The organism is Pseudoflavonifractor sp. MSJ-37 (assembly GCF_018917965.1).
Taxonomy (GTDB): domain Bacteria; phylum Bacillota; class Clostridia; order Oscillospirales; family Oscillospiraceae; genus Pseudoflavonifractor_A.
In genome coordinates this window covers 137,761-156,898 of the sequence record NZ_JAHLPP010000003.1, presented here as the reverse complement: position 1 = coordinate 156,898, position 19,138 = coordinate 137,761, and the positions used below count along the sequence as shown (strand labels likewise).

The following is a 19,138-nucleotide window of genomic DNA, read 5'->3' as shown; positions in this document are numbered from 1 at the left end:
ACGGAAGCCCCAGTCCTAATGCTCTCATCTCACATTTCTACTTTTTATATTCCGATCACACATCCAAGGAGGAAGCTATCATGATCCTTAACGAGACATATCCTCTGTCCGACGGCCGTCAGATCCCCAAGCTTGGCCTCGGCACCTGGTCCATCGATGACGACAAGGCGGCGGAAGCCGTCCGGAACGCGGTCGCGCTGGGCTACCGCCTGATCGATACCGCCCAGGCCTACGGCAATGAGCGGGGCGTGGGCGAGGGCGTCCGTACCTGCGGCCTGCCCCGGGAGTCCCTCTTCGTGGCCAGCAAAGTGGCCGCCGAGCATAAAACGTATGAGGCGGCCGCCCACTCCATCGACGAGACGCTGGAGAAGATGGGCCTGGACTATCTGGACCAGATGATCATCCACAGCCCCCAGCCCTGGACCGAGTTCCGGCTGGAGAAGCGCTGCTTCGAGGAGAACAAGGCGGTCTGGAGGGCTCTGGAGGACGCCCAGTCCGCCGGGAAGGTCCGCACCATCGGCGTCTCCAACTTCCTGCGGGACGACCTGGAGAGCCTGCTCTCCGACTGCCGGGTGAAGCCCGCTGTGGATCAGATCCTGCTCCACATCACCAACACCGATCTGCCTCTGGTGGAGTTCTGCAAGGCCAACGGCATCCTGGTGGAGGCCTATTCCCCCATCGCTCACGGCGAGGCCCTGAAGAACGACGCCATCGCCGACATGGCCGGGAAATACGGCGTGTCCGCCGCTCAGCTCTGCATCCGCTACGCTATCCAGCTGGGCGCTGTGGCCCTGCCCAAGACCGCCGATCCCGCCCACATGAAGAATGACGCCGCTGTCGACTTCGTCATCTCCGATGCCGACATGGAGGTCCTGACCCACATGGAGCGCATCAAGAGCTACGGCGACTTCGACGTGTTCCCCGTGTTCAGCGGCAAGCCCCTGGCCTGATCCGCTCTCTCCCTTGACCCATCTCATCTTTCAGGAGGATACCCATCATGAAAAAAGCACTCGTCACCTATTTCTCCGCCTCCGGCGTCACCGCCAGGGCCGCTGAGGCTCTTGCCCAGGCCATCGGCGGCGATCTCTATGAGATCCGCCCCGCCGTCCCCTACACCTCCGCCGACCTGAACTGGATGGACAAGAAGTCCCGTTCCTCGGTGGAGATGGCGGATCCCTCCTCCCGCCCCGCTCTGGCGGACGGAGACGCCCCCGTGGCCGACTACGATACCATCTTCCTGGGCTTCCCCATCTGGTGGTATGTAGCCCCCACCATCATCAACACCTTCCTGGAGCGCTATGACTTCCGCGGCAAGACCGTCGTGCTCTTCGCCACCTCCGGCGGGAGCCGCTTCGGCCAGACCGCGGCCCGCCTGAAGCCCAGTGTGGCCGCCGATACCAAGCTGGTGGAGGGCCGCGTCCTCAACGGCTGCCTGTCCGCCGACGAACTCCGATCCTGGGCCCAGGGACTGGGCCTGTAAGGCCGCCTCATCCGTCATCCGTTTGGAGAAGGAGGACACACACCATGGAATACCGCATCCACCGCCGTACCGGCGATAAGATCAGCGTCCTGGGCTTCGGCACCAGCTCCATCGCCTCCGCCGGGGAGAAGGAGGGCATCGCCACGCTGGAGATGGCCCTTCAGAACGGCATCGACTACTTCGACCTGGCCACCGCTGAGTCTGCCAGCTTCCCTCTGTTCGGCACGGCGTTCGCCGGGGTCCGAAATCAGGTCTATTATCAGGTCCACTTCGGCGCCAACTACGGCCCCGGCAAGAGCTACAGCTGGACCACCGACCCGGAGACTATCCGGCGGTCGGTCGGCTGGCAGCTGGAACAGCTCCGGACCGACTATATCGACTACGGCTTCATCCACTGTCTGGATGAGGCCGGGGACTGGCAGCGCTATCAGGCCGACGGCGTGCTGGCCTATCTGGAGGAGCAGAAGTCCAAGGGCATCGTCCGGCATCTTGGCCTGTCCACTCACAGCCCGGTCCTGGCCAATATGGTGCTGGACACCGGTCTGATCGATACTCTGATGTTCAGCATCAACGCCAGCTATGACTATCAGCACGGCGACTACGCCAACGGCTCCGCCGCGGAGCGCATGGCCCTCTACCGCCGCTGTGAGGCCGATGGCGTTGGCATCTCGGTCATGAAGGCCTTCGCCGGCAGCCAGCTCCTGGATGCCAAGACCTCTCCCTTCGGCAAAGCGCTCACCGAGTACCAGTGCATCCAGTACGCGCTGGACAAGCCCGGCGTGCTGACCGTCCTGCCCGGCGTGCGGGACCGAGCCGATCTGGTGCGGGTCCTCGGCTTTTTCCAGGCCGCTCCCGAGGAGAAGGACTACTCCATCATCAGCACCCTCACTCCCAAGGACGCGGAGGGGGCCTGTGTCTACTGCAACCACTGCCAGCCCTGCCCCGCCGGTCTGGATGTGGGCATGATCAACAAATACTACGACCTGTCCAAGGCCGGGGACGCTCTGGCGGCGGACCACTACCGCACCCTGTCCGTGAAGGCGGACCAGTGCATCGGCTGCGGCCACTGCGACCGCCGCTGTCCCTTCCATGTGGCGCAGTCCGCCCGCATGAGGGAGATCCAGGCCTATTTCGGCTGATCTCCGTCCCACTCCCTCCCCCGTGGGGGCGTTCCGGATCTGGAGCGCCCCTACGGGACTTTTTATGGAAAGGGGCTTGTGCTTCCGCCCGGATGGGTGTATGATGGTCGGGAACGGAAAAACAGGGGAGCTTGCGCCAGCAGGCTGAGAGGAAGGTGTGGCCTTCGACCCTCTACCTGATGCGGATAATGCCGCCGTAGGAAGTCATCTCGTATGACCGTTTCCAGGGGGCGCCGCAGATGGGCGTCCCCTGTTTTTCGTCTACTTCTTCTTTGAAAGGATGGTGGAGACGGGCGCGCGGCACAGCCGCGGCGGACCGAGGGGGAGCGCCCTGGATCCGCTCATACACAGCGATGGGAAGCCGTGTTCCGGCGTGAGAGGAGGCCAGTGAGCCTCGACCGACCTTCCGTCCCCTCGAACGAGCGGGGACAGGACTGCATCATTGCAGGGAAGCGCCGCTGTGGATGCCCGTTTCCTCTGACTTGCAAAGGAGTTTTTTATCGATGGATACGATCGAACGAACGCACCGCTCCGCCACCCGGAAGCTGGCGCTGACGGCCATGTTCACCTGCCTGGCCTTCGTGCTGAACACCTTCGTCTACTTCCCCGCCATGGCCCCCTTCCAGCACTTCGTCAATGTGCTGGCCGCCGTGTTCGTGGGGCCCTGGTACGGCAGTGCCGCTGGGTTCCTGACCGGCGTGATGCGGATGGCCTGCGGCCGGGACGTTGGTTCCGTCACCGGCGCCATGATCGGCCCGATCGTGGGCGGCCTGCTCTACCGGAAGTTCGGCACCTGGTGGTCCGTCTATATCGGCGAGGTCTTTGGCACCGGCGTGCTAGGGGCCATGGCCTCCTATCCCCTGTTCCGTATGTTCTACGGGCTGGACGCTCAGTCCCCGTTTTATTTCATCCCCTTCTATGTGCCCTCCGCCGCCGTCGGCGCGGCTATGGGCGTGGCCGTCCTGCTGATCCTTCAGCGGTCCGGCCTGCTGAAGCGGATGACCGCCCAGCTCGCAGGATGATAAGGAGGAAGAACATATGGACTTTGGAGCTTCTTTGAGACTCGTGCGCGAGAACACGCCGCTGGTGGACTGCATCACCAATTTCGTCACGGTCAACGACTGTGCCAACATCATCCTGGCCGCCGGAGGGTCCCCCTCCATGGCCGCCGACATCCGCGAGATCGGCGAGACGGCCGCCGCCTCCGCCGCGCTGGTGTGCAACCTGGGCGCGGTGGATCTGGTGGACTCCATGATCGTGGGCGGCCAGGCCGCCGGGAAGGCGGGACGTCCGGTGATCCTGGACCCGGTGGCCGCCGGAGACACCGCCCTCCGCCGCCGGGCCGCCGCCGCTCTGCTGGATGCGGTCCGCTTCACGGTCATCCGGGGCAACGCTTCCGAGATCCGCGCCCTGGCGCTGGGCCAGGCCGCCGGGAGCGGCGTGGACGTGAGCGAGTCCGATAAGATCACCGAGCAGAGCCTGCCTTTGGCGGTCTCCATCGCCCGGACGCTGGCCAAGCGGACCGGCTCCGTAGTGGCGGTCTCCGGCCCGATCGACATCGTGACTACCGCCGATGAGACGGTGCTCCTGCGCAACGGCTGTGCCACCATGTCCCGGATCACTGGCAGCGGCTGTATGCTGACCGCCCTGCTGGGGGCCTTCTGCGGCGCTCAGCCCGACCGGCCGCTGGAGGCCGCCTGCGCCGCCGTGGCGGCCATGGGCATCGCCGGCGAGAAGGCCGAGGCCCGCCGGCTGGCCAACGGCACCGGCAACGCCACTTTCCGCACCGATCTGATCGACGCTGTGTTCAATTTGACGGAAGAAGAGATGGAGGCGAACGTCCGCTATGAGATTTACGAAGGATGAGATCCGGCAGTCCATGCTGCTCTACGCCGTCACCGACAGCAGCTGGCTCAAGCCCGGGGAGACCCTCCCTCAGGTGACGGAGGCCGTCCTGGCCAACGGGGCCACCTTCCTCCAGATCCGGGAGAAGGAGATGGACCATGACGCCTTCCTTGCGGAGGCCCGGGCGCTCCAGGCCGCCGCCAAGCGGCACCATGTGCCCTTCGTGGTCAACGACGCCATCGACATCGCTCTGGAGCTGGACGCGGACGGCGTCCATGTGGGCCAGAGCGACATCGCCGGCAAGGACGTGCGAGCCATGATCGGTCCCGACCGGATCCTGGGCATCTCCGCCGGGACGGTGGAGGAGGCTGTGGCCGCCGAGCGCTCCGGCGCGGACTACATCGGCGTAGGCGCCATGTTCGACACCAGCACCAAGGCCATCCAGCGGACCCTGTCCCTGGAGGAGCTCCGGTCCATCTGTGACGCGGTGTCGATCCCGGTGGTGGCCATCGGCGGGATCAACGCCCGCACGATCCTCCATCTGGAGGGCGGCGGGGCCGACGGCGCGGCGGTGGTCTCCGCTATCTTCGCCCAGCCCGACCCCGGCCGGGCCACCGCCGACCTGCTGGCCCTGGCCCGCCGAGTCTTTGGCCGGCCCTGACCGGGCCGGGCCCCTGTCCCGAACATCCCCGATATCCACCGCACATCGAACGTGCTATTTTTAGGAGGTCTTTTCTCATGAAAGCAAGCATCGCGATCCAGGTCCTTCCCGACGCCCCGGACGATCAGGAGCTCTGCCGCATGGTGGACGAGGTCATCGCCTACATCGCCGGCACCGGTCTCCACTATGTGGTGGGCCCCTTCGAGACCACCATCGAGGGCGATGACTATGACCAGCTCATGGACATCGCCAAGGAGTGCCAGCACGTGGCCATCCGGGCCGGCGCCAAGAAGGTGTCCGCCTACATCAAGGTGGTCTGCTGTCCCGACCAGGATATCCTGTCCATCGATCAGAAGATCGGCAAGTATCAGAAGAAGGACTGATCCATCCGGCAAAAATGAAGTGGCCCCAAAAAGTCAGACAACTATTTTGAACACAAATCGTTCGAGCAGCCGAAAGGGCTTGCTGTCTGTGAAGCACAGGCGGCAAGCCCTTTCGGTCGTTGCAACGATCCAGATACCCCAAGAGCGCCTGCTCGAAGTGTTCCATGGATCGAGAGCCCCGCAAATACAGCCGTTCGCTTTTGAGCCGGCCAAAGGAATTTTCGATCACAGCATCGTCCAGGCAATTTCCTTTGCGGCTCACACGCTGTGCATGGCATGGCGCATCCGGGCCATCTGTGCCTCCCACTCGTCCGTCATGCCATCGATCTCCGCCGTCAGGGCCGCCACGATCTCCTCCCGCTGGGCCGGGAGCTGGACCGCGAAGGGCATGGAGTTGGTGGAGGTCGCGGAGAACACATAGATCTCGTTCTCCATGTGCCCCAGGAGCGTGCGGAACTCATCCAGCCGCTCCCGCTCGGTGACCTCCTGGAATTTTCCCGTCTGCCACTCGTCCCAGAGCTCCGTGCCCGGAAGCAGGGCCAGGGTCGTCAGGATCATCATGTACGGGTGGATCTGGTCCAGCACCGCCGCCGTCTTGAGCGCGCTGTCGTGGACCTTCCCCCGCCCGGCCAGACCGCCCAGATAGATCACCCGGTAGTCCACCCCGGCCTCCTCCAGTTTTTTGCAGCCCGCCAGGATATCCGCCGCTGTATAGCCCTTCTTCGTGTGGGACAGGACCGCGTCGTCGCCGCTCTCCATGCCCACCACGATGTCCTCGAAGCCCAGTTCCTTCAGGCGGCGCATCTCCTCCACGCTCTTGCGGAGCAGGTCGTCCACCCGGGCGTAGGTGGAGATCCGCCCCTCGGGCAGATAGCGCTTGAACAGCGCCGCCAGCTTGGCCAGATGCTCCGTGGGCAGGGCGTAGGGGTTCCCCCCGGAGGCCCACACCTTTTTGGCATGGGGCTCCAGCAGTGCCGCCTCCTTCAGATCCTCCTCCACCTGCGCCAGCGGCGCCACCCGGAAGGGATAGTCCTGGTAGAAATTGCAGAAGGTGCAGCTGTTGTGGGTACAGCCGACCGTGACTTCGATGAACACGCTGTCCGCGTCGGTCTGAGGCCGTACGATGGGTCCGTTATAGTGCATGGTCTGTTTCCTCTCGTCGATATGGTCTGGGGCCTCCGCCGGAGGCTCCTCTTTTATCATCATACCATCCGGCCGACGGATCGTCGAGGATCCGGTCCGCCAAAGCGAACGCCCCGAGAGGCAAATGCCTCCCGGGGCCATCATCCGCGGTATGGGATGTCAGCGCTCCTCCGCGATCTTCCGGATCTCCTCCCGCGCCTCTGGTGAGATGGGATCCGGGATCTCCCGGGGACGGGCCAGGTAGTAGCCCTGGAGCAGATCCACCCCCAGCTCGATCACCTTGCGGAGCTCGGCGGCCGTCTCGATGCCCTCCGCCACGATCTTCATCCCGCGGGGATGGGCATAGGCCACCAGGCTGGAGACGATCTGCTGCTTGTCCGGGTCGCGGTCGATATTCCGGATAAGCAGCTGATCCGCCTTGACATACTGGGGCGAGAGCTCCAGCAGACTGCCGCTGTTGCCGTATCCGCTCCCATAGTCGTCCAGAGCGAAGACGCCGCCGACGGCCTGGATGGCCTCCCGCTTGCGCGCCAGCGCCGCCGAGTCGCACTTCTCCTCTTCGGTGATCTCCACCACCAGATGGCGCATCAGCTCCGGCCAGCGCCCGGTGTATTCGGCCGCATCCTCATCGTTCAGGCTGACGCTGGCGATGGAGTTGACGAACAGCTTGGCCTCCGGCTCCAGCATCCCCTGCGCCAGCAGGTCATGGAAGCGTTTTGTCGCATGGAAGAGCGTGATGTGTTCGATCTCATAGAGCCGGTCCAGCTCCCGTGCGATCCGCATCACCGTCGCCGGGGACCGAAGCGTGGGCAGAGTGGGCCGCATGAGGGCCTCATAGGCCGCCACCCGGCCGTCCGCCGCCGTGAAGATCGGCTGGAAGTGGTAGGTCAGGGCCTCCTCCTCCAGCATCTGCCGGAACTCCTGGCGGATCTGGAGCTCATAGGCCTCCTGGTCATAGGCCTTGATGTCGAACTCCTCAATCCGGCCCTTCTGGGTCCGCTTCACCTGATACATGGCGAAGTCGGCATACCGCTTCAGTGTGGCCAGATCAGAGCCGTTCTCCGGGTACCAGGCGATGCCGCCGGAGACGCTGATCGGCATCCGCTGCCCATCGGGCAGGACCACGGCGCTCTCCCGGAAGGCGGTGGTCAGCTCGTCCAGCGCCTTCCGCAGGGACGCCCGGTCCGGATAGCCGTAGAAGAACGCTAGGAACTCGTCGCCGGACTGGCGGGCGCAGATGGTCCGCTCCGGCGTGTTCTCCGCCAGGCACCGGCCGGTCTGCCGGATGTACCGGTCGCCCCAGTCATGGCCGTAGAAATCGTTCACGTGTTTCAGTCCGTCCAGATCCATCATCAGCACCGCCGCGTGGCGCAGCTTCTCCGGCGCGCGGAAGAGCTCCTCGCACTCCCGCTGGAACGCCTGCCGGCCGTAGAGGTCGGTGAGCACATCGTAGTCCCGCTCATGCTCGATCCGCATCCGCTCCAGCGTGGCGGCCGTCACGTCCTCGATCAGCCCTACCTCCGCGTCACCGTCCGTGGTGATCCGGAGCTGGACGTATCGGACGCCCCCCTCAGGCTGGGCGATCTGGAGAAGGCATCCGCCCTCGGCCAGCATCACGGTCTGGCCCCGCCCGGCCAGCGCCGCCATCCGGGCACGGAACCCGGTCAGGTCCAGCCCCTTCGGGTCCACCTCCGGCATCCCCAGCATGGAGAAGAAGTTGGCCGTCACATAGACGCTCTCCTCGTCCATCCTCAGCTCATAGCCGCCCAGCTCTACGCTGGCCATATCCATGATCCGCAGGAACTTCGTCGAGGTGTTCACCACGTCCCGGCTGAGCCGGGTGATGGCCCCCGCGAACCGGTCCAGCTCCCGGACGCCGGTGTGGGACAGGCGCGGGATCGAGTCGTGTTCCTTCTGGGCCGCCGCCACCTCGGCGGAGAGCCGGGCGATCGGTCGGGCCAGCTGTCTGCTCACCAGCAGACTGCACCCCAAGCCTACTGCCAGCGTCAGCAGGATCGTGACCATCATGAGCCGCTGGACTATGCTGGAGAACTCGAACAGCTTTGTGGAGGGCACCGCTCCCACCAGCATCCACCGCTCCCCGGAGAAGGGCGCGTTCCGGTCATAGAGGGTCAGGCTCTCCAGACTGACCTGCCAGGTCCGGCCATCCGCCTCGATGACTCCCTGCCCGGCGTCATCTGTCTGGCAGAGCAGCGCGGCGGTCCCGTCCGCGGACAGGGACCCATCCGGTCCGGCGCTCACCGCTGTGGTCAGCTCCAACGTCCCGCTCCCCGGGTCTGTGGTGGTGGAGGCCAGGAGATAGGTGCCGCTCCCATCGTTTTGGAGCTCCTGATAGGGCATCAACGTCTCCAGATAGCTGGTCAGCAACTCGATGCCCACCACACCGTAGATCGTGCCGTCCGGCAGGATCAGCGGCTGGGAGTACGCCACCGCCGTGCGGGGATCCCACGCCAGATGGTAGGGCACGGTGGTCCAGCGGCCATACTCGGCGGCGGGCAGGCTGGCCCCATCCTCCCAGGCCGCCCGGAGGGGCTCCATGATGGGGCTCTGGTCGTTCCGCGGATCCGTGTTCATAGCGGGCCTCCAGGTGGTGGACGTGGCGATCCGCATATTCTTGAGCAGGGCCGCCGGAGCCCGCTCGAAGGACAGGTCCTCGTTCCGCTGGGAGGGCGGGGCGTTTGGGTCCAGGTCCCGAAGATACACGCCCGGGACAGGCACGCCCGGCGTCCAGTCCGCGATGTCATGGGTATCCAGCGCCACGAAGATGCCGGTGACGGACTTGCTCCGCAGGGTGGCGATCAGGTCCTCCGCGACCGCCTCGAAGAGCGGAGCGGCCTTCTCGCTGTCCCGGTCCAGGCTGTCGAGGTGGATCGTCCCAGCCTGGAGGAGCCGCTGGGTCTCCCCGTCGATGGCCTTGGCCAGATCCCCCAGTCTGGCGGACTCCACCAGTCGGTCCTCCAAATAGCCGGAGCGGTTCTCCACCTGCTTGGCCAGGATGTCCTCCGCGTTCTGGTCCAGCTGCTGGGGCACCTGGCTGACCACGATGGACACCGTCAGCATCAGGACCTCCACCACCAGCACCGCCAGCAGGGAGAGGAGTATGGTCGAAAAGACGGACCGCTCCGGTCTCCGCCGCTCTTTCCGTTCCGCCGTTCGCTTCATGATGACCCACCCCGCTTCCATTGCCCCCATGGGCCAGTTATCCCTGATACGCCTCCAGCCGGCTCTTGAGGTCCTGATACCAGCTCTGGAAATGCGCGTCGGTGAGGAACTCCGCCGCGGCCTCGTCCAGGCTCTGGCCCTGGGCCAGCCGCTCCGTCACCACGGCCCGGTCCGCCTCGGCCTGATCGCTCATGGCGTACTCCAGCACCGCGCGGGCCTCCTTGCCGCCGGCAAAGGCCCGTGTGGTATAGAGTTCATCGCTCTCCACCTCCTGGACGGCCTGGCTCAGGACCTGCTCGATCTTTGGCGACAGCTCCGGAGCAGAGGCCCGGATGGTCTCCATGTCCGCGGCCTCGTGGGTCACGGGCAGATAGCCGGAGCTCACCGAGAAGGAGATGTTGTTCTCCGGGGCGGTGGACCACTTGAGGAACTCCACGCTGGCGGCGATCTGATCGTCGGTGCCCTTCGTCACCACCATGCCCGCGCCCTGCTGGACGGCCACCTTCTTCCCGTCCCGGAAGTCCGGGCAGGGCAGGGCCTTCAGCTCGATGTCGTGGCTCTCGGTGTCGCTGGTCATGACTTGGTCGGGGAAAAACGAGCCGCTGGAGCTGGAGCCGACATAGGCCAGGATATTGCCGGTCTTGACGTCGTCACTGCGGTAATGGCCCACCGCGCTGAACCAGCCCTTGACGAAGGGCACATAGTAGTTGTCCCACAGCGCGCGCGCCACATCCTCGTCGAAGTGGAGGGTCATGGCCCCGTCCCGCACGTCGAAGATGGTACAGCCCAGCTCCCGGGCGCCGATCAGCATATAGTTGGCCATGGCGTCCCGGCCGAAGAGGGCCTTGCCGTCGTCGGGGGCATCGGTCTGGGCGTCGGTCCAGTCATAGTAGCGCTGGGCGGTCTCCACCACGCCCTCGATGGTGGCCAGATCCTCATAGGACGCGCCGTTGGCCTGCGCGAAGGGCTGCCAGTCGGTGTCGTTCAGGAACAGGACCTCCGTAGACTTGGCGGTGGGGAAGATCTTGATGCTCCCGTCGCCGTCGAAGTCGCCCTCTGTGAGATAGCTCTCGAAATAGGCGTCCCGCTCTTCTTGGGTGAAATAGGGGGACAGGTCCACCACCAGCCCCATCCGCTCCAGCGTATAGGCGGTGTCGGCATAGCCGGAGAAGATGTTGGGCAGGGGATCCGCCCCCACCTTGCCCTCGGCGGAGTTGACCACGTTGATCTCCAGGTCGTTGACGCTGCCCTGACTGTAGCTGGAGACATGGATGCCCTTCTCCTTCCCCACCGTCTCGTTGAAGGTGTCCACTATCTGGTTGAAGCTCTCCAGCTGGTCGTCGTTGTAGTAGGTCCACACGGTGATCTCGGTGATCTTGGCAGGACTGGCAGTCCCGGCCGTCTGGCCGCACCCGGCACAGCCCAGCGCCACCGCGCCCGCGCACAGCACATGGATCCAGTGTCTCTCCATCTCGTGATCCTCCTCTTGATATCGGGACCGTCACGCCAGTTCCGACCCGCTGCCCGGTATCCCGTCCGGACCTTAGTTTTTTTAGTGTAGCATAAATATTTCTACTCTGCAACGCTCAACAACGCCTGAAAACTGAACATTTCAACCCGTTGAAATCCCCTGAAATCTGGGTTATTAGTAACATAGTAGAAACACGAAAAAAAGGCCCTTCCAGCTTGAACCGGAAGGGCCTTTGTCATGGTTAGGTTTTGGCGGCGTAGTCAAGGGAAATCCAACCAGCGCCGCTTTTCAGCTTGCCCCATTTGGTGGCACCCGTGCCGGTGCTTTCGGCCACGATGGTATAAACGCCGGGTTTGATGAAACCGGTGGAACCATAGTTTGTGCCGGGGCCTTTGCGGATATTCAGATTGGAAATCTTCACCCGCACAAGATAAGGGGCTACGGTGGCCCCTGTGGTGCCGCCTGTGGGCTTTTCTGTGGCTGGGGGTGTAGTTCACCACCCGCCCCGGAAGAAGCGTTCTGAAGCCGCCTGTTGACCTCTGCGGCAATCTCCCCGTGTCTGGAATAAAGGTATTCACCGGGGCAAGCCTTGTTTGCAAAGTCACGATGAACCGTCAGGTTGCATCCGTTCCGGTGATTCACACGATCTTCTTTATTCGTACTCCACACCAGCTTCTTGATCCCGTTGCGCTTGCAAATATCCGTTACCAAATCCAACAGGGCGGCATAAGCCTTGGCGGTCACGGCGTAGGGGTGGGAAGTGTCGGAAGCAACTTCAATGGTGATTGCCCGGTTGTCATTGGTGCCGTTGCTGGAACACCAAGAACGATCCTTTTCATCCACGGAAAGGCCAATGGAACCATCCTTGCCAACAACATAGTTGGCGGAACATTGCCGGTCTGTGGTTGCGAAATAATCACACCCCTGTTTTGCCGTCCATTGCCCAACGATACAATGAATCGTGATGGTGTCAATGGCATGGTTCCGGGGGCTGGTTTTGTTTTTCGTGATCCGGGTATAGGTTGCAAGGCTGGAATTACTCATTTTCGGTATCTCCTTTCACCTGAAGAATGGCTTTGAACTTGGTGAAGGCTTCAGCAATGTATTTGCAAGAAACCATAAGGACAGCGCCCACAATAACCAAGTCTGCAAAAATTTCTGTGTATTCCTCCGGGATTGCCCATCCAAGCTGATCAGCGTAAATGGGAAGGGTGGTGATTGCCACACACAGCAAGGTCAGGCCCACAACGAAGGTGGCAACCTTCAGCCCGGAATTGATCATCTTCTGTTTGTCGAAAGGCTGAAGCAAAACCTTGATGTTGTAGTAAAGGGAAAAAGCCACATTGGACAGGTACGCACACAGGAAGATCAGCATAGCCCACCCAATATTGATCAGGTTGTTCAAAACAGCGTTCAGCATGGTTCAAATCTCCTTTGCATCGTTATAAATTTCAGGGCCGTACAGTTTCCGAAGTTTAATCCGGTTTTCGGCCTTGGCTTTGGAATAGTAAAACCCGGTGGCGGTTGCCAATTCTGCGAATACGGCGGGGATCAGATAGGCCAGCGGTTCAAGGTTTTCCGTGCGCCAAATCATAATAAGGGTGAAGGCCGTAACCCCAACGGTCACGGCCCCCACCACATACAAGATCAGTTTGGAAAACTCACGCTTTGGCTTTTTGGTTCGTCTGCTCATTCTTCCGGGGGATCGGTGGGCAACTCCAAGAATTTTCTGTGAAGATCGTCCATCACCCCATTCACCCCCAAAGAATGATACTGCTTCCAGCAATTTTCAAAATTATCCCGTGCATAGATCGGGGCATAGCCTTTTTCGGAATACTTATTGAAATCGCTGATCATCTGCGCCCGAAGAAGGGCCTGAATACCGGCCTTCAAAGCCTTGGAATCCTCGGTGTTATGCTTGATTTGGCTCCACAGGTATTTGAATACCGCCAAAATCAAGGTGGGAACACCAATCAAGCACAACACCTGATAAATCGTCATGGCTTTTCCCTCCCGTCAGGCCCCAATCAGGGCGGCAATGTGGCGCAAATCTTCAACGGGGCCGTTGTAGAAGTCGAAGTTCCAAATCCAATGTTCTTCCTGATCCGGGCGCTTGTACTTCTGACAAAGGGCATCTTCCCAAATCTTCCCCCACCGGGCCTGATACCCGGTATCTCGCTTTTCCAGCTTGGGAATGATCCGGTTCAACAGTTCGCCCCGCTCCTGCCCCATGCCATCATCATTCTGTGTGAAGAAGTCATAGGCGTTTTGGCTGGTGGCCGAACACACCGGAAGATCATTCAGGATCAAAAAACCACCCTGACCGTTCAGGGTGGTTCCATACGGAATGTTCACTTGTCCACAAATCGCCTTGAACCTTGCCCGTTTGCGGCAAACATAGGTTTTATACTCCATCCGTGCTTTCCTCCCACCCGTACACACCGGGTTCCCACACATTGGAATCCACCGTGGAAATCCAATGCTTTTCGTTATGGCTCACCTTTGCCCCCTTGGAATAAGCGTCATGCGCTCCCACCGGTTGGCTCCATTTGGGCCATTCTTCAGCGGGATCACTCGTTTTGCTCCACAGGCTGGAAGCCGTGTCCGGTGTCCAACCCTCTTGGGAAGTATGGGCCTGAACACACTTGTAAAGGGTGCCGTTATACCGGCGAATCTGCCCCACCGTGTAGGCCACAGGGAAAGCCCATTCAGCGAACAAATCAGCGTGTTCCGCCGCCGTTTCAGCGTCAATGCTCCCGGCTTCCGCCAAGGTTACAAAGACGATCCCACCGGCTTCTGTGGCCTTGGTGATCTCGCTTCCTGCGTCCGTCTGTTCCAAACTCACCGTTTCCAGTTCGTCCATGGCGGCACGGCCCAACAAATGGTAAGCTACACCCTCAAAAACAATGCCCGAAGCGTCAGGCTCCGGGCAAAGGACATAGCAACCATTTTCGGCTTTTTTGATGTAGTTCAGGTTCTCGGTCAGGCCGATACCGGCCCCGGCTTTGATGATTCTAAACATTGTCCACCTCCGAAAAAGATTGCATGGTAAAGCCGCCGCAACCTTAACAACCGTCCATGATCGTTGAAGTTCCGGTAATAGGCGCTTTGGCACTCCATGTATTGTTCTATGTCAAAGAAGGATCGTTTTCCCTCTTTGAACTCTTTGTGAAACAGCTTCAGCTTTCGCCTTGCCCGTTTCACTCCATCCCGGCTTCCGTTCACCTTGATCTTGCCGGTTTCGGTAAGGGTGAACCGTGCTTTACAGAACCGGAATGGCTTTGTAAGCGGGATCACCTTACATTTGCGCTTGTTCACTCTGATTCCAGCGGCTTCAAAACGCCGTACAATTTCATGGCCCATCAGCTTTGCTTCATCCACCGTGGGGAAGAACGCATAGTAATCATCCATGTAATGACCGGCGCAATGAACACGGGCCTGACACTTGATCCATTGGTCAATCTTGCTGGGCAAAGCAACCATTTCCTGTTGGGAAGGCTCCACACCCAAAGGCAAGCCCCGGCCCGGTGTCGGGCATGGGGAAAACCGGATGATGGTATCAGCCAAGTTTTGAAGTTCAGGATTCAAAATCAATTCCCGGTGCCGCTGATATAACAGGGCGTGGGAAGCATTTGGGAAGAACCCTTTCAAATCCAACAGCAACACGGCACCTTCCCGGCCATAGCGCCGGTAATGCCATCCAAGCTGTTGTTTGATCCGCTTGAACTGCCAATGAAGGCCTTTTCCCTTTTGGCTTGCCCCGTTGTCATAAATCATGGACGGGGAATATAGCGGGATCAGAACTTCATTGCAAAGGGTTTTGTGGATTTGTCGATCCGTAATGTGCGGGGCATCTATCGGGCGGATTTTACCCCGTTCCCGAAGGGTGAAATGGGAACAGGCTTTGGGTTTCCATTGCTGTTCCAATACCGTTCGCCGCCGTGTTGCCGTACCGGAAAACAGGTGGCCTTCAAAGTTCTGAACGCTTTGCTTCCACCGTACCCCGTTACAGCACTTTTTCCCATAGAAGAACATCTTCCGGTAGGAAAAGACTTTATTCATCGGCCCAAGGCTATTACACCGGGCCTGTTTCCGTTCCAACCGCTTTGCTTTGCGGCGCTGGAACCTTGCTTCATGCCGTTCTTGGCTTGTCATAATAAAAGTATTCGCCCCTCGTACAAATATCTTGTAGGGTGCCGTCTAAATTGCTTTGCCCTCACACATGAAATGGGATAAGGCACATTCACCCACCATGCAAGAAGCGTCCGTGTAAGGGCATCAAAGGGCAGTTTTAGGGATTGAAACCCAAGGAAGTACAACTCCTTTTACATCGGTCGTCTTTCACCTGAAAAGCCGTTCGCCTTCTGTTACTACATTTGACCGTGTATATTTGCAAAATCCGGGCCGCACACCAGCAGAGTAATTGGCGTTATTGTTATTGTTGTTGCCGTCCGTATTGACATTACGGAAGTTATTGTTGTTGTTGTAATTAGGGGAACGAAGCCACCACCACACCGCCAACAGGCTCATTATCAGTTGCACACCTAATGAAAAATCATTTCTGTTTTGCTGTTACATTTTTGATTGCTCCCTTCAGAAGTTCATTTTCTTTGTCGATCAGTTCACCCAAGTTTTGGGCCATCTTATCCAGCTTTTCCATGGCATCCTGTGACTTCACCGCATTTCCCTTGGAAGTGGTAAAGGCCCCTTCCGGGTTCTGGTTCAGAATCAGGTAAACATGGGTTAAGCGAACATCCAGCGCCATCAGGGAAGCCCGTGCTTCAAGAAGATGGGCCTTCCGCAATTCAATACGCTGGTTGTCCGAAGGAAAGATACTGTTGGCCTTTTCCGCATGGTCGATGATTTCACCGGCCAGCTTTGCAACCGGTTCAGCAATCAGCCGGGAATACCGGGCCGAAAGACGGGTTAGGAAATTCAGGGTTTCCACATAAATCTGATTGGCCGTGTTGATGAACTCGGCCTTGCTTGTGGTTCTCTTTTGCTTCAGGACAGACATTTTCAGTTATACCCCTTTGGGTGAATTATCGACATTGATTGAACCTTCTGCCTTTTCCACTTCTTCCAAGTGCTTCAGAAGGACAAATTCAATGTAATTGGTAATGGATCGGTGTTCACGGGTTGCAAGCGCTCCGATCTTGTCAAAGACTTCATCGGACAGACGCAAGGTGAAAACACGCTTGTTTGTTGCCATACAATACCCCCTTCAAACAGGCTCATAGATATTGTATGGCTTGTATCGCCTTGCGTCTGCCCTCAAAAGACAGTCAAATGATAGCACTTTACCGGAAAAACCCCATTTTTCAAAAATCGTCGGGCGGCTTACGCCGCCATTATTATTTTTGTTTTGGGGTTCCTCCCGGAACCGCCGCCTTTCGGCGGCGGGATGGGGGCCGGGATAATCCTGCGGGGGATTAGGCGGCAAAGCCGGGCCGCACACCAGCAGAGGAATAGGCGTAATTGTTACCGGTGTTGCCGTCCGTATAGACAATACGGAAGGAATTGTGGCCGGTGTAATTAGGGGAACGAAGCCACCACCACACCGCCGTGGACACGGCGGAATGATTATAGGCTACTCTACTATTGCCAGCCTTATAGTAGTCATATTGTGCCTGCGAATTTTGTTCATACTGGTTTGCACCAGAACGGGAACCAAACACTTCAAATTCAGCCAGCAAGAACAGGTAATCGGTGGTTGCCGTAACAGCACCGGAACTATTGCTGGAATTGCCGGTGTTATCGGTGTACTTGGTCACGGGTTGCATAACAGCACGAAGATCAGACGGAAGAACCGCCATCAAGCTATTTGCCAAGGGGCTTGTGGGGGTGTTGGTGTTGCCCAACACGGTTTTCCGCATATACGAAGCGTTCCAACCACCGCTGTTCGTGTTGCTGGTGTTCATGCGGAAACCGCCACCAGTATTGTTGTAATAGCTATCACACAGGGCAACCGCCGTGGAACCGATCTTTCCGATCTGGAAGTGAATCTTGTTCGCTCCCTCTTTGGCGGAATTGTGATTGAACCCCAAAATGAAGGCGTTCACGGTCAGATTGTTGAAGGTACAGTTGATAGCCGTACCGTTCAGAACAATGGCCTTCACATCACCCACGGCCCAATAGTTGGCCCCCAATCCTGCGGAACTGACTTCCCGGATGGTTGCCCAACTGTTATCATTCAGAACATTGGTGGGCAAAGTCACTTCAACGGCACAGGTCTTATTGGAAGGCGCTGTGTAGTTGGTGCCAGCGGCCACGCTGACGGTGATTGTGGCGGTTCCTTTGGCCTTGGCGGTAACAGTTACCACCCCATTAGAAACGGTCACAGAAGCCACGGAAGGGGCGCTGGAAACGGCTTTGATCGTGCCGTCACCGGCTCTTGTTACCGTGATGGTGTCCGTGGTCTTTGCGGCGGTCAGCTTGATAGAAGTCTTGTTCAGGCTCAAACTACCAGCGGCCTTGGCAATGCTCCACGCAACGGACTTGGCCCCGGTGCTTCCGTCTGCCCATTTGTAGTTCGTTTTCGGGGTGAAGGTGGCGGAATAAGAACCGGCACCTGTGGCGCTGGTAGTTCCGCCAAGCGTCATTTTCCCGCTGTCATAGTTGTTCCATGTGGGGGATTGTGCCGATCCGGTATAGGTCAGGCTGTTCTTCTGCGTGGGAACCGTCATGGTGGCGGCGCTGATCGTCCAAGTCACCTCCTTGGCGGTCTGCGTTCCATCAGCCCATTTGTATTTCCCCTTGGGTGTGAAAGTGGCCGTATAGGTTCCCGCATTGGTGCCGGTGGTTGTGCCATCCAAGGTCAACGCATCGGGGTTATAGGCGTTCCAAGAAGGACTTTGGGCCTGTCCGTTATAGGTCAGGGTTCCGTTCTGCGTAGGAACGGCGTTGATGGTATAGACGATCCCGGACACAGCTTCCAAGGCCGCATCTGCGGCTTCCTGTGCGTTCTGTGCCGCTTCCACACAGGTTCCAATCTGCTCCAACAGATAGGGGTGGGCGGCTTCATCCAGATTGTGGGCGCTTACTTTGCTTTCCGCCGTACCGGAAGGATCATAGTCCATTTCGGGAAGCTGGGCGGTGGGAACTTTGCCACCCACCAAATCAGCTTTCCCGGATTGACTGTCCTGAAGGTCTTTGATTGCATCCGCATTGGCCTTCATTTGGGCATCAATCTTGTTCATGTTTTCGTTCTGTACCCCTACATCATAAAATTCAGATTCAAGGGGTTTGACCAAATTGTAATTGGGTGTTTTATTCGCCATTCTTCAAAACCTCATTTCTCAACTGATCGTGGGTGTAGGCGGCAAGCTGGGCATGGGTAAACCGGCCAAGTTCACCGTGGGTGTTATAAAGCTGAAGCAAAGTCACAACCATGTTTTGGGGAACCACTCTGTTCAACAATGCTTCAACATCGGTGAAATTATTCTTTGCGGCCAGCCCGATCTTCACAAGAAGCTGATAGGTGCCTTCCTCCACATCAGCGGAATAGTTGTCCTTGCCGCACAGCGTTTCAAGGATGTTCCGAAGCTGGGGCAAGGTGTACGGAAGTTCTTCATTGATACGGGTTAGAATACGGAACCGGCGATCTTCAAGGGTGTCTGTTCCCTTGGGGGTAATATCCAGAATTTTTTCCCAACGGGAAAGGCCCATGTTTCCAGCGGTGGGAATGAACTGATTATCCAGAAGATCATCAGCGGAATCCCACGCCTTTTCCACTTCAGGTTGTTCACTTCCCATAATCCCCTGAAATTCTGCGTAATCCCGGATCACATAGGGAAGATAATCAATCAGTTTTCGTTCCATGCTCCCGGCCCC

Annotated in this window: 23 protein-coding genes and 1 riboswitch; of the genes, 7 read left to right on the top strand and 16 right to left on the bottom strand. The window is 59.2% G+C overall.

Annotation, left to right across the window (positions count from 1 at the left end; all coding sequences use genetic code 11):
• Positions 1 to 80: 80 nt before the first annotated feature.
• The 7 genes from KQI12_RS08350 (at position 81) to KQI12_RS08320 (ending at position 5,508) form a co-directional block, all read left to right on the top strand.
• Complete coding sequence (locus KQI12_RS08350; protein ID WP_216572502.1) at positions 81 to 950, top strand: aldo/keto reductase; 870 nt, start codon at positions 81 to 83, stop codon at positions 948 to 950.
• A 47-nt stretch (positions 951 to 997) separates the two neighbouring features.
• Positions 998 to 1,480 carry a flavodoxin gene (locus tag KQI12_RS08345; protein WP_216572501.1) on the top strand — a complete coding sequence of 161 codons (483 nt, stop codon included), beginning with the start codon at positions 998 to 1,000 and terminating at the stop codon, positions 1,478 to 1,480.
• Between the two features lie 44 nt (positions 1,481 to 1,524).
• The gene (locus KQI12_RS08340; protein WP_216572500.1) at positions 1,525 to 2,619 is read left to right on the top strand and encodes an aldo/keto reductase; all 1,095 of its coding nucleotides are present in this window, start codon (positions 1,525 to 1,527) and stop codon (positions 2,617 to 2,619) included.
• Between the two features lie 113 nt (positions 2,620 to 2,732).
• Positions 2,733 to 2,839, top strand: a riboswitch (TPP riboswitch).
• 283 nt (positions 2,840 to 3,122) lie between these two features.
• The gene (gene thiW, locus KQI12_RS08335; protein ID WP_216572499.1) at positions 3,123 to 3,641 is read left to right on the top strand and encodes an energy coupling factor transporter S component ThiW; all 519 of its coding nucleotides are present in this window, start codon (positions 3,123 to 3,125) and stop codon (positions 3,639 to 3,641) included.
• 43 nt (positions 3,642 to 3,684) lie between these two features.
• Complete coding sequence (gene thiM / locus KQI12_RS08330; RefSeq protein WP_371817999.1) at positions 3,685 to 4,485, top strand: hydroxyethylthiazole kinase; 801 nt, start codon at positions 3,685 to 3,687, stop codon at positions 4,483 to 4,485.
• Positions 4,466 to 5,125, top strand: a complete 660-nt coding sequence (gene thiE / locus KQI12_RS08325) for a thiamine phosphate synthase (protein ID WP_216572497.1) — start codon at positions 4,466 to 4,468, stop codon at positions 5,123 to 5,125. Before thiM ends, thiE begins: the two co-directional genes overlap by 20 nt.
• 77 nt (positions 5,126 to 5,202) lie before the next feature.
• The gene (locus KQI12_RS08320; protein ID WP_216572496.1) at positions 5,203 to 5,508 is read left to right on the top strand and encodes a thiamine-binding protein; all 306 of its coding nucleotides are present in this window, start codon (positions 5,203 to 5,205) and stop codon (positions 5,506 to 5,508) included.
• 258 nt (positions 5,509 to 5,766) lie between these two features.
• On the opposite strand, the gene KQI12_RS08315 is transcribed toward KQI12_RS08320, so the two are convergent.
• The 16 genes from KQI12_RS08315 to KQI12_RS08250 all read right to left on the bottom strand — a co-directional run bounded on the left by KQI12_RS08315 (position 5,767) and on the right by KQI12_RS08250 (position 19,126).
• Positions 5,767 to 6,651, bottom strand: a complete 885-nt coding sequence (locus KQI12_RS08315; protein ID WP_253290938.1) for a radical SAM protein — start codon at positions 6,649 to 6,651, stop codon at positions 5,767 to 5,769.
• A gap of 159 nt (positions 6,652 to 6,810) precedes the next feature.
• Positions 6,811 to 9,834 (bottom strand): GGDEF and EAL domain-containing protein, encoded by a 3,024-nt coding sequence (locus KQI12_RS08310; RefSeq protein WP_216572494.1) that lies wholly within the window; start codon positions 9,832 to 9,834, stop codon positions 6,811 to 6,813.
• 37 nt (positions 9,835 to 9,871) lie between these two features.
• Entirely contained in the window at positions 9,872 to 11,305 is a 1,434-nt protein-coding gene (locus KQI12_RS08305; protein WP_216572493.1) for an extracellular solute-binding protein, read from the bottom strand.
• 241 nt (positions 11,306 to 11,546) lie between these two features.
• Complete coding sequence (locus tag KQI12_RS12710; RefSeq protein ID WP_371817997.1) at positions 11,547 to 11,726, bottom strand: SH3 domain-containing protein; 180 nt, start codon at positions 11,724 to 11,726, stop codon at positions 11,547 to 11,549.
• Between the two features lie 17 nt (positions 11,727 to 11,743).
• Positions 11,744 to 12,349 carry a peptidoglycan recognition family protein gene (locus KQI12_RS08300; RefSeq protein WP_253290922.1) on the bottom strand — a complete coding sequence of 202 codons (606 nt, stop codon included), beginning with the start codon at positions 12,347 to 12,349 and terminating at the stop codon, positions 11,744 to 11,746.
• Positions 12,342 to 12,725, bottom strand: coding sequence for a hypothetical protein (locus KQI12_RS08295; RefSeq protein ID WP_216572492.1), 384 nt, complete (start codon positions 12,723 to 12,725; stop codon positions 12,342 to 12,344). Before KQI12_RS08295 ends, KQI12_RS08300 begins: the two co-directional genes overlap by 8 nt.
• Positions 12,726 to 12,728: 3 nt before the next feature.
• The gene (locus KQI12_RS08290) at positions 12,729 to 12,998 is read right to left on the bottom strand and encodes a hypothetical protein (RefSeq protein WP_187031875.1); all 270 of its coding nucleotides are present in this window, start codon (positions 12,996 to 12,998) and stop codon (positions 12,729 to 12,731) included.
• Positions 12,995 to 13,306, bottom strand: coding sequence for a hypothetical protein (locus KQI12_RS08285; RefSeq protein WP_216572491.1), 312 nt, complete (start codon positions 13,304 to 13,306; stop codon positions 12,995 to 12,997). Before KQI12_RS08285 ends, KQI12_RS08290 begins: the two co-directional genes overlap by 4 nt.
• A gap of 15 nt (positions 13,307 to 13,321) precedes the next feature.
• Complete coding sequence (locus KQI12_RS08280) at positions 13,322 to 13,720, bottom strand: isoaspartyl peptidase (protein WP_216572490.1); 399 nt, start codon at positions 13,718 to 13,720, stop codon at positions 13,322 to 13,324.
• Positions 13,710 to 14,327, bottom strand: coding sequence for a carbohydrate-binding protein (locus tag KQI12_RS08275; RefSeq protein WP_216572489.1), 618 nt, complete (start codon positions 14,325 to 14,327; stop codon positions 13,710 to 13,712). The genes KQI12_RS08280 and KQI12_RS08275 overlap by 11 nt, the downstream gene beginning before the upstream one ends.
• A complete protein-coding gene (locus tag KQI12_RS08270) occupies positions 14,288 to 15,367 on the bottom strand; it encodes a reverse transcriptase domain-containing protein (RefSeq protein WP_253290921.1) in 1,080 nt (359 codons plus the stop codon). Before KQI12_RS08270 ends, KQI12_RS08275 begins: the two co-directional genes overlap by 40 nt.
• A gap of 279 nt (positions 15,368 to 15,646) precedes the next feature.
• The gene (locus KQI12_RS12795; protein WP_371817996.1) at positions 15,647 to 15,835 is read right to left on the bottom strand and encodes a DUF6273 domain-containing protein; all 189 of its coding nucleotides are present in this window, start codon (positions 15,833 to 15,835) and stop codon (positions 15,647 to 15,649) included.
• A gap of 25 nt (positions 15,836 to 15,860) precedes the next feature.
• Complete coding sequence (locus tag KQI12_RS08265) at positions 15,861 to 16,322, bottom strand: hypothetical protein (protein WP_216572487.1); 462 nt, start codon at positions 16,320 to 16,322, stop codon at positions 15,861 to 15,863.
• A gap of 6 nt (positions 16,323 to 16,328) precedes the next feature.
• Positions 16,329 to 16,517, bottom strand: a complete 189-nt coding sequence (locus KQI12_RS08260; protein ID WP_216572486.1) for a ribbon-helix-helix domain-containing protein — start codon at positions 16,515 to 16,517, stop codon at positions 16,329 to 16,331.
• 220 nt (positions 16,518 to 16,737) lie between these two features.
• Positions 16,738 to 18,585 (bottom strand): DUF6273 domain-containing protein, encoded by a 1,848-nt coding sequence (locus tag KQI12_RS08255; RefSeq protein ID WP_216572485.1) that lies wholly within the window; start codon positions 18,583 to 18,585, stop codon positions 16,738 to 16,740.
• Positions 18,575 to 19,126, bottom strand: a complete 552-nt coding sequence (locus tag KQI12_RS08250; protein ID WP_216572484.1) for a putative phage tail protein — start codon at positions 19,124 to 19,126, stop codon at positions 18,575 to 18,577. The genes KQI12_RS08255 and KQI12_RS08250 overlap by 11 nt, the downstream gene beginning before the upstream one ends.
• Positions 19,127 to 19,138 lie beyond the last annotated feature (12 nt).

What these genes read in the sequence shown, in the direction of transcription:
- KQI12_RS08300 (WP_253290922.1), bottom strand. Translation starts at nt 12,349, where the DNA reads ATGAGTAATTCCAGCCTTGCAACCTATACCCGGATCACGAAAAACAAA.
- KQI12_RS12795 (WP_371817996.1), bottom strand. Translation starts at nt 15,835, where the DNA reads ATGAGCCTGTTGGCGGTGTGGTGGTGGCTTCGTTCCCCTAATTACAAC.
- KQI12_RS08320 (WP_216572496.1), top strand. Translation starts at nt 5,203, where the DNA reads ATGAAAGCAAGCATCGCGATCCAGGTCCTTCCCGACGCCCCGGACGAT.
- KQI12_RS08285 (WP_216572491.1), bottom strand. Translation starts at nt 13,306, where the DNA reads ATGACGATTTATCAGGTGTTGTGCTTGATTGGTGTTCCCACCTTGATT.
- KQI12_RS08350 (WP_216572502.1), top strand. Translation starts at nt 81, where the DNA reads ATGATCCTTAACGAGACATATCCTCTGTCCGACGGCCGTCAGATCCCC.
- KQI12_RS08340 (WP_216572500.1), top strand. Translation starts at nt 1,525, where the DNA reads ATGGAATACCGCATCCACCGCCGTACCGGCGATAAGATCAGCGTCCTG.
- KQI12_RS08310 (WP_216572494.1), bottom strand. Translation starts at nt 9,834, where the DNA reads ATGAAGCGAACGGCGGAACGGAAAGAGCGGCGGAGACCGGAGCGGTCC.
- KQI12_RS08345 (WP_216572501.1), top strand. Translation starts at nt 998, where the DNA reads ATGAAAAAAGCACTCGTCACCTATTTCTCCGCCTCCGGCGTCACCGCC.
- thiW (WP_216572499.1), top strand. Translation starts at nt 3,123, where the DNA reads ATGGATACGATCGAACGAACGCACCGCTCCGCCACCCGGAAGCTGGCG.
- KQI12_RS08260 (WP_216572486.1), bottom strand. Translation starts at nt 16,517, where the DNA reads ATGGCAACAAACAAGCGTGTTTTCACCTTGCGTCTGTCCGATGAAGTC.
- KQI12_RS08255 (WP_216572485.1), bottom strand. Translation starts at nt 18,585, where the DNA reads ATGGCGAATAAAACACCCAATTACAATTTGGTCAAACCCCTTGAATCT.
- KQI12_RS08250 (WP_216572484.1), bottom strand. Translation starts at nt 19,126, where the DNA reads ATGGAACGAAAACTGATTGATTATCTTCCCTATGTGATCCGGGATTAC.
- KQI12_RS08290 (WP_187031875.1), bottom strand. Translation starts at nt 12,998, where the DNA reads ATGAGCAGACGAACCAAAAAGCCAAAGCGTGAGTTTTCCAAACTGATC.
- KQI12_RS08270 (WP_253290921.1), bottom strand. Translation starts at nt 15,367, where the DNA reads ATGAATAAAGTCTTTTCCTACCGGAAGATGTTCTTCTATGGGAAAAAG.
- KQI12_RS08315 (WP_253290938.1), bottom strand. Translation starts at nt 6,651, where the DNA reads ATGCACTATAACGGACCCATCGTACGGCCTCAGACCGACGCGGACAGC.
- thiE (WP_216572497.1), top strand. Translation starts at nt 4,466, where the DNA reads ATGAGATTTACGAAGGATGAGATCCGGCAGTCCATGCTGCTCTACGCC.
- KQI12_RS08280 (WP_216572490.1), bottom strand. Translation starts at nt 13,720, where the DNA reads ATGGAGTATAAAACCTATGTTTGCCGCAAACGGGCAAGGTTCAAGGCG.
- KQI12_RS08295 (WP_216572492.1), bottom strand. Translation starts at nt 12,725, where the DNA reads ATGCTGAACGCTGTTTTGAACAACCTGATCAATATTGGGTGGGCTATG.
- KQI12_RS08305 (WP_216572493.1), bottom strand. Translation starts at nt 11,305, where the DNA reads ATGGAGAGACACTGGATCCATGTGCTGTGCGCGGGCGCGGTGGCGCTG.
- KQI12_RS08275 (WP_216572489.1), bottom strand. Translation starts at nt 14,327, where the DNA reads ATGTTTAGAATCATCAAAGCCGGGGCCGGTATCGGCCTGACCGAGAAC.
- KQI12_RS08265 (WP_216572487.1), bottom strand. Translation starts at nt 16,322, where the DNA reads ATGTCTGTCCTGAAGCAAAAGAGAACCACAAGCAAGGCCGAGTTCATC.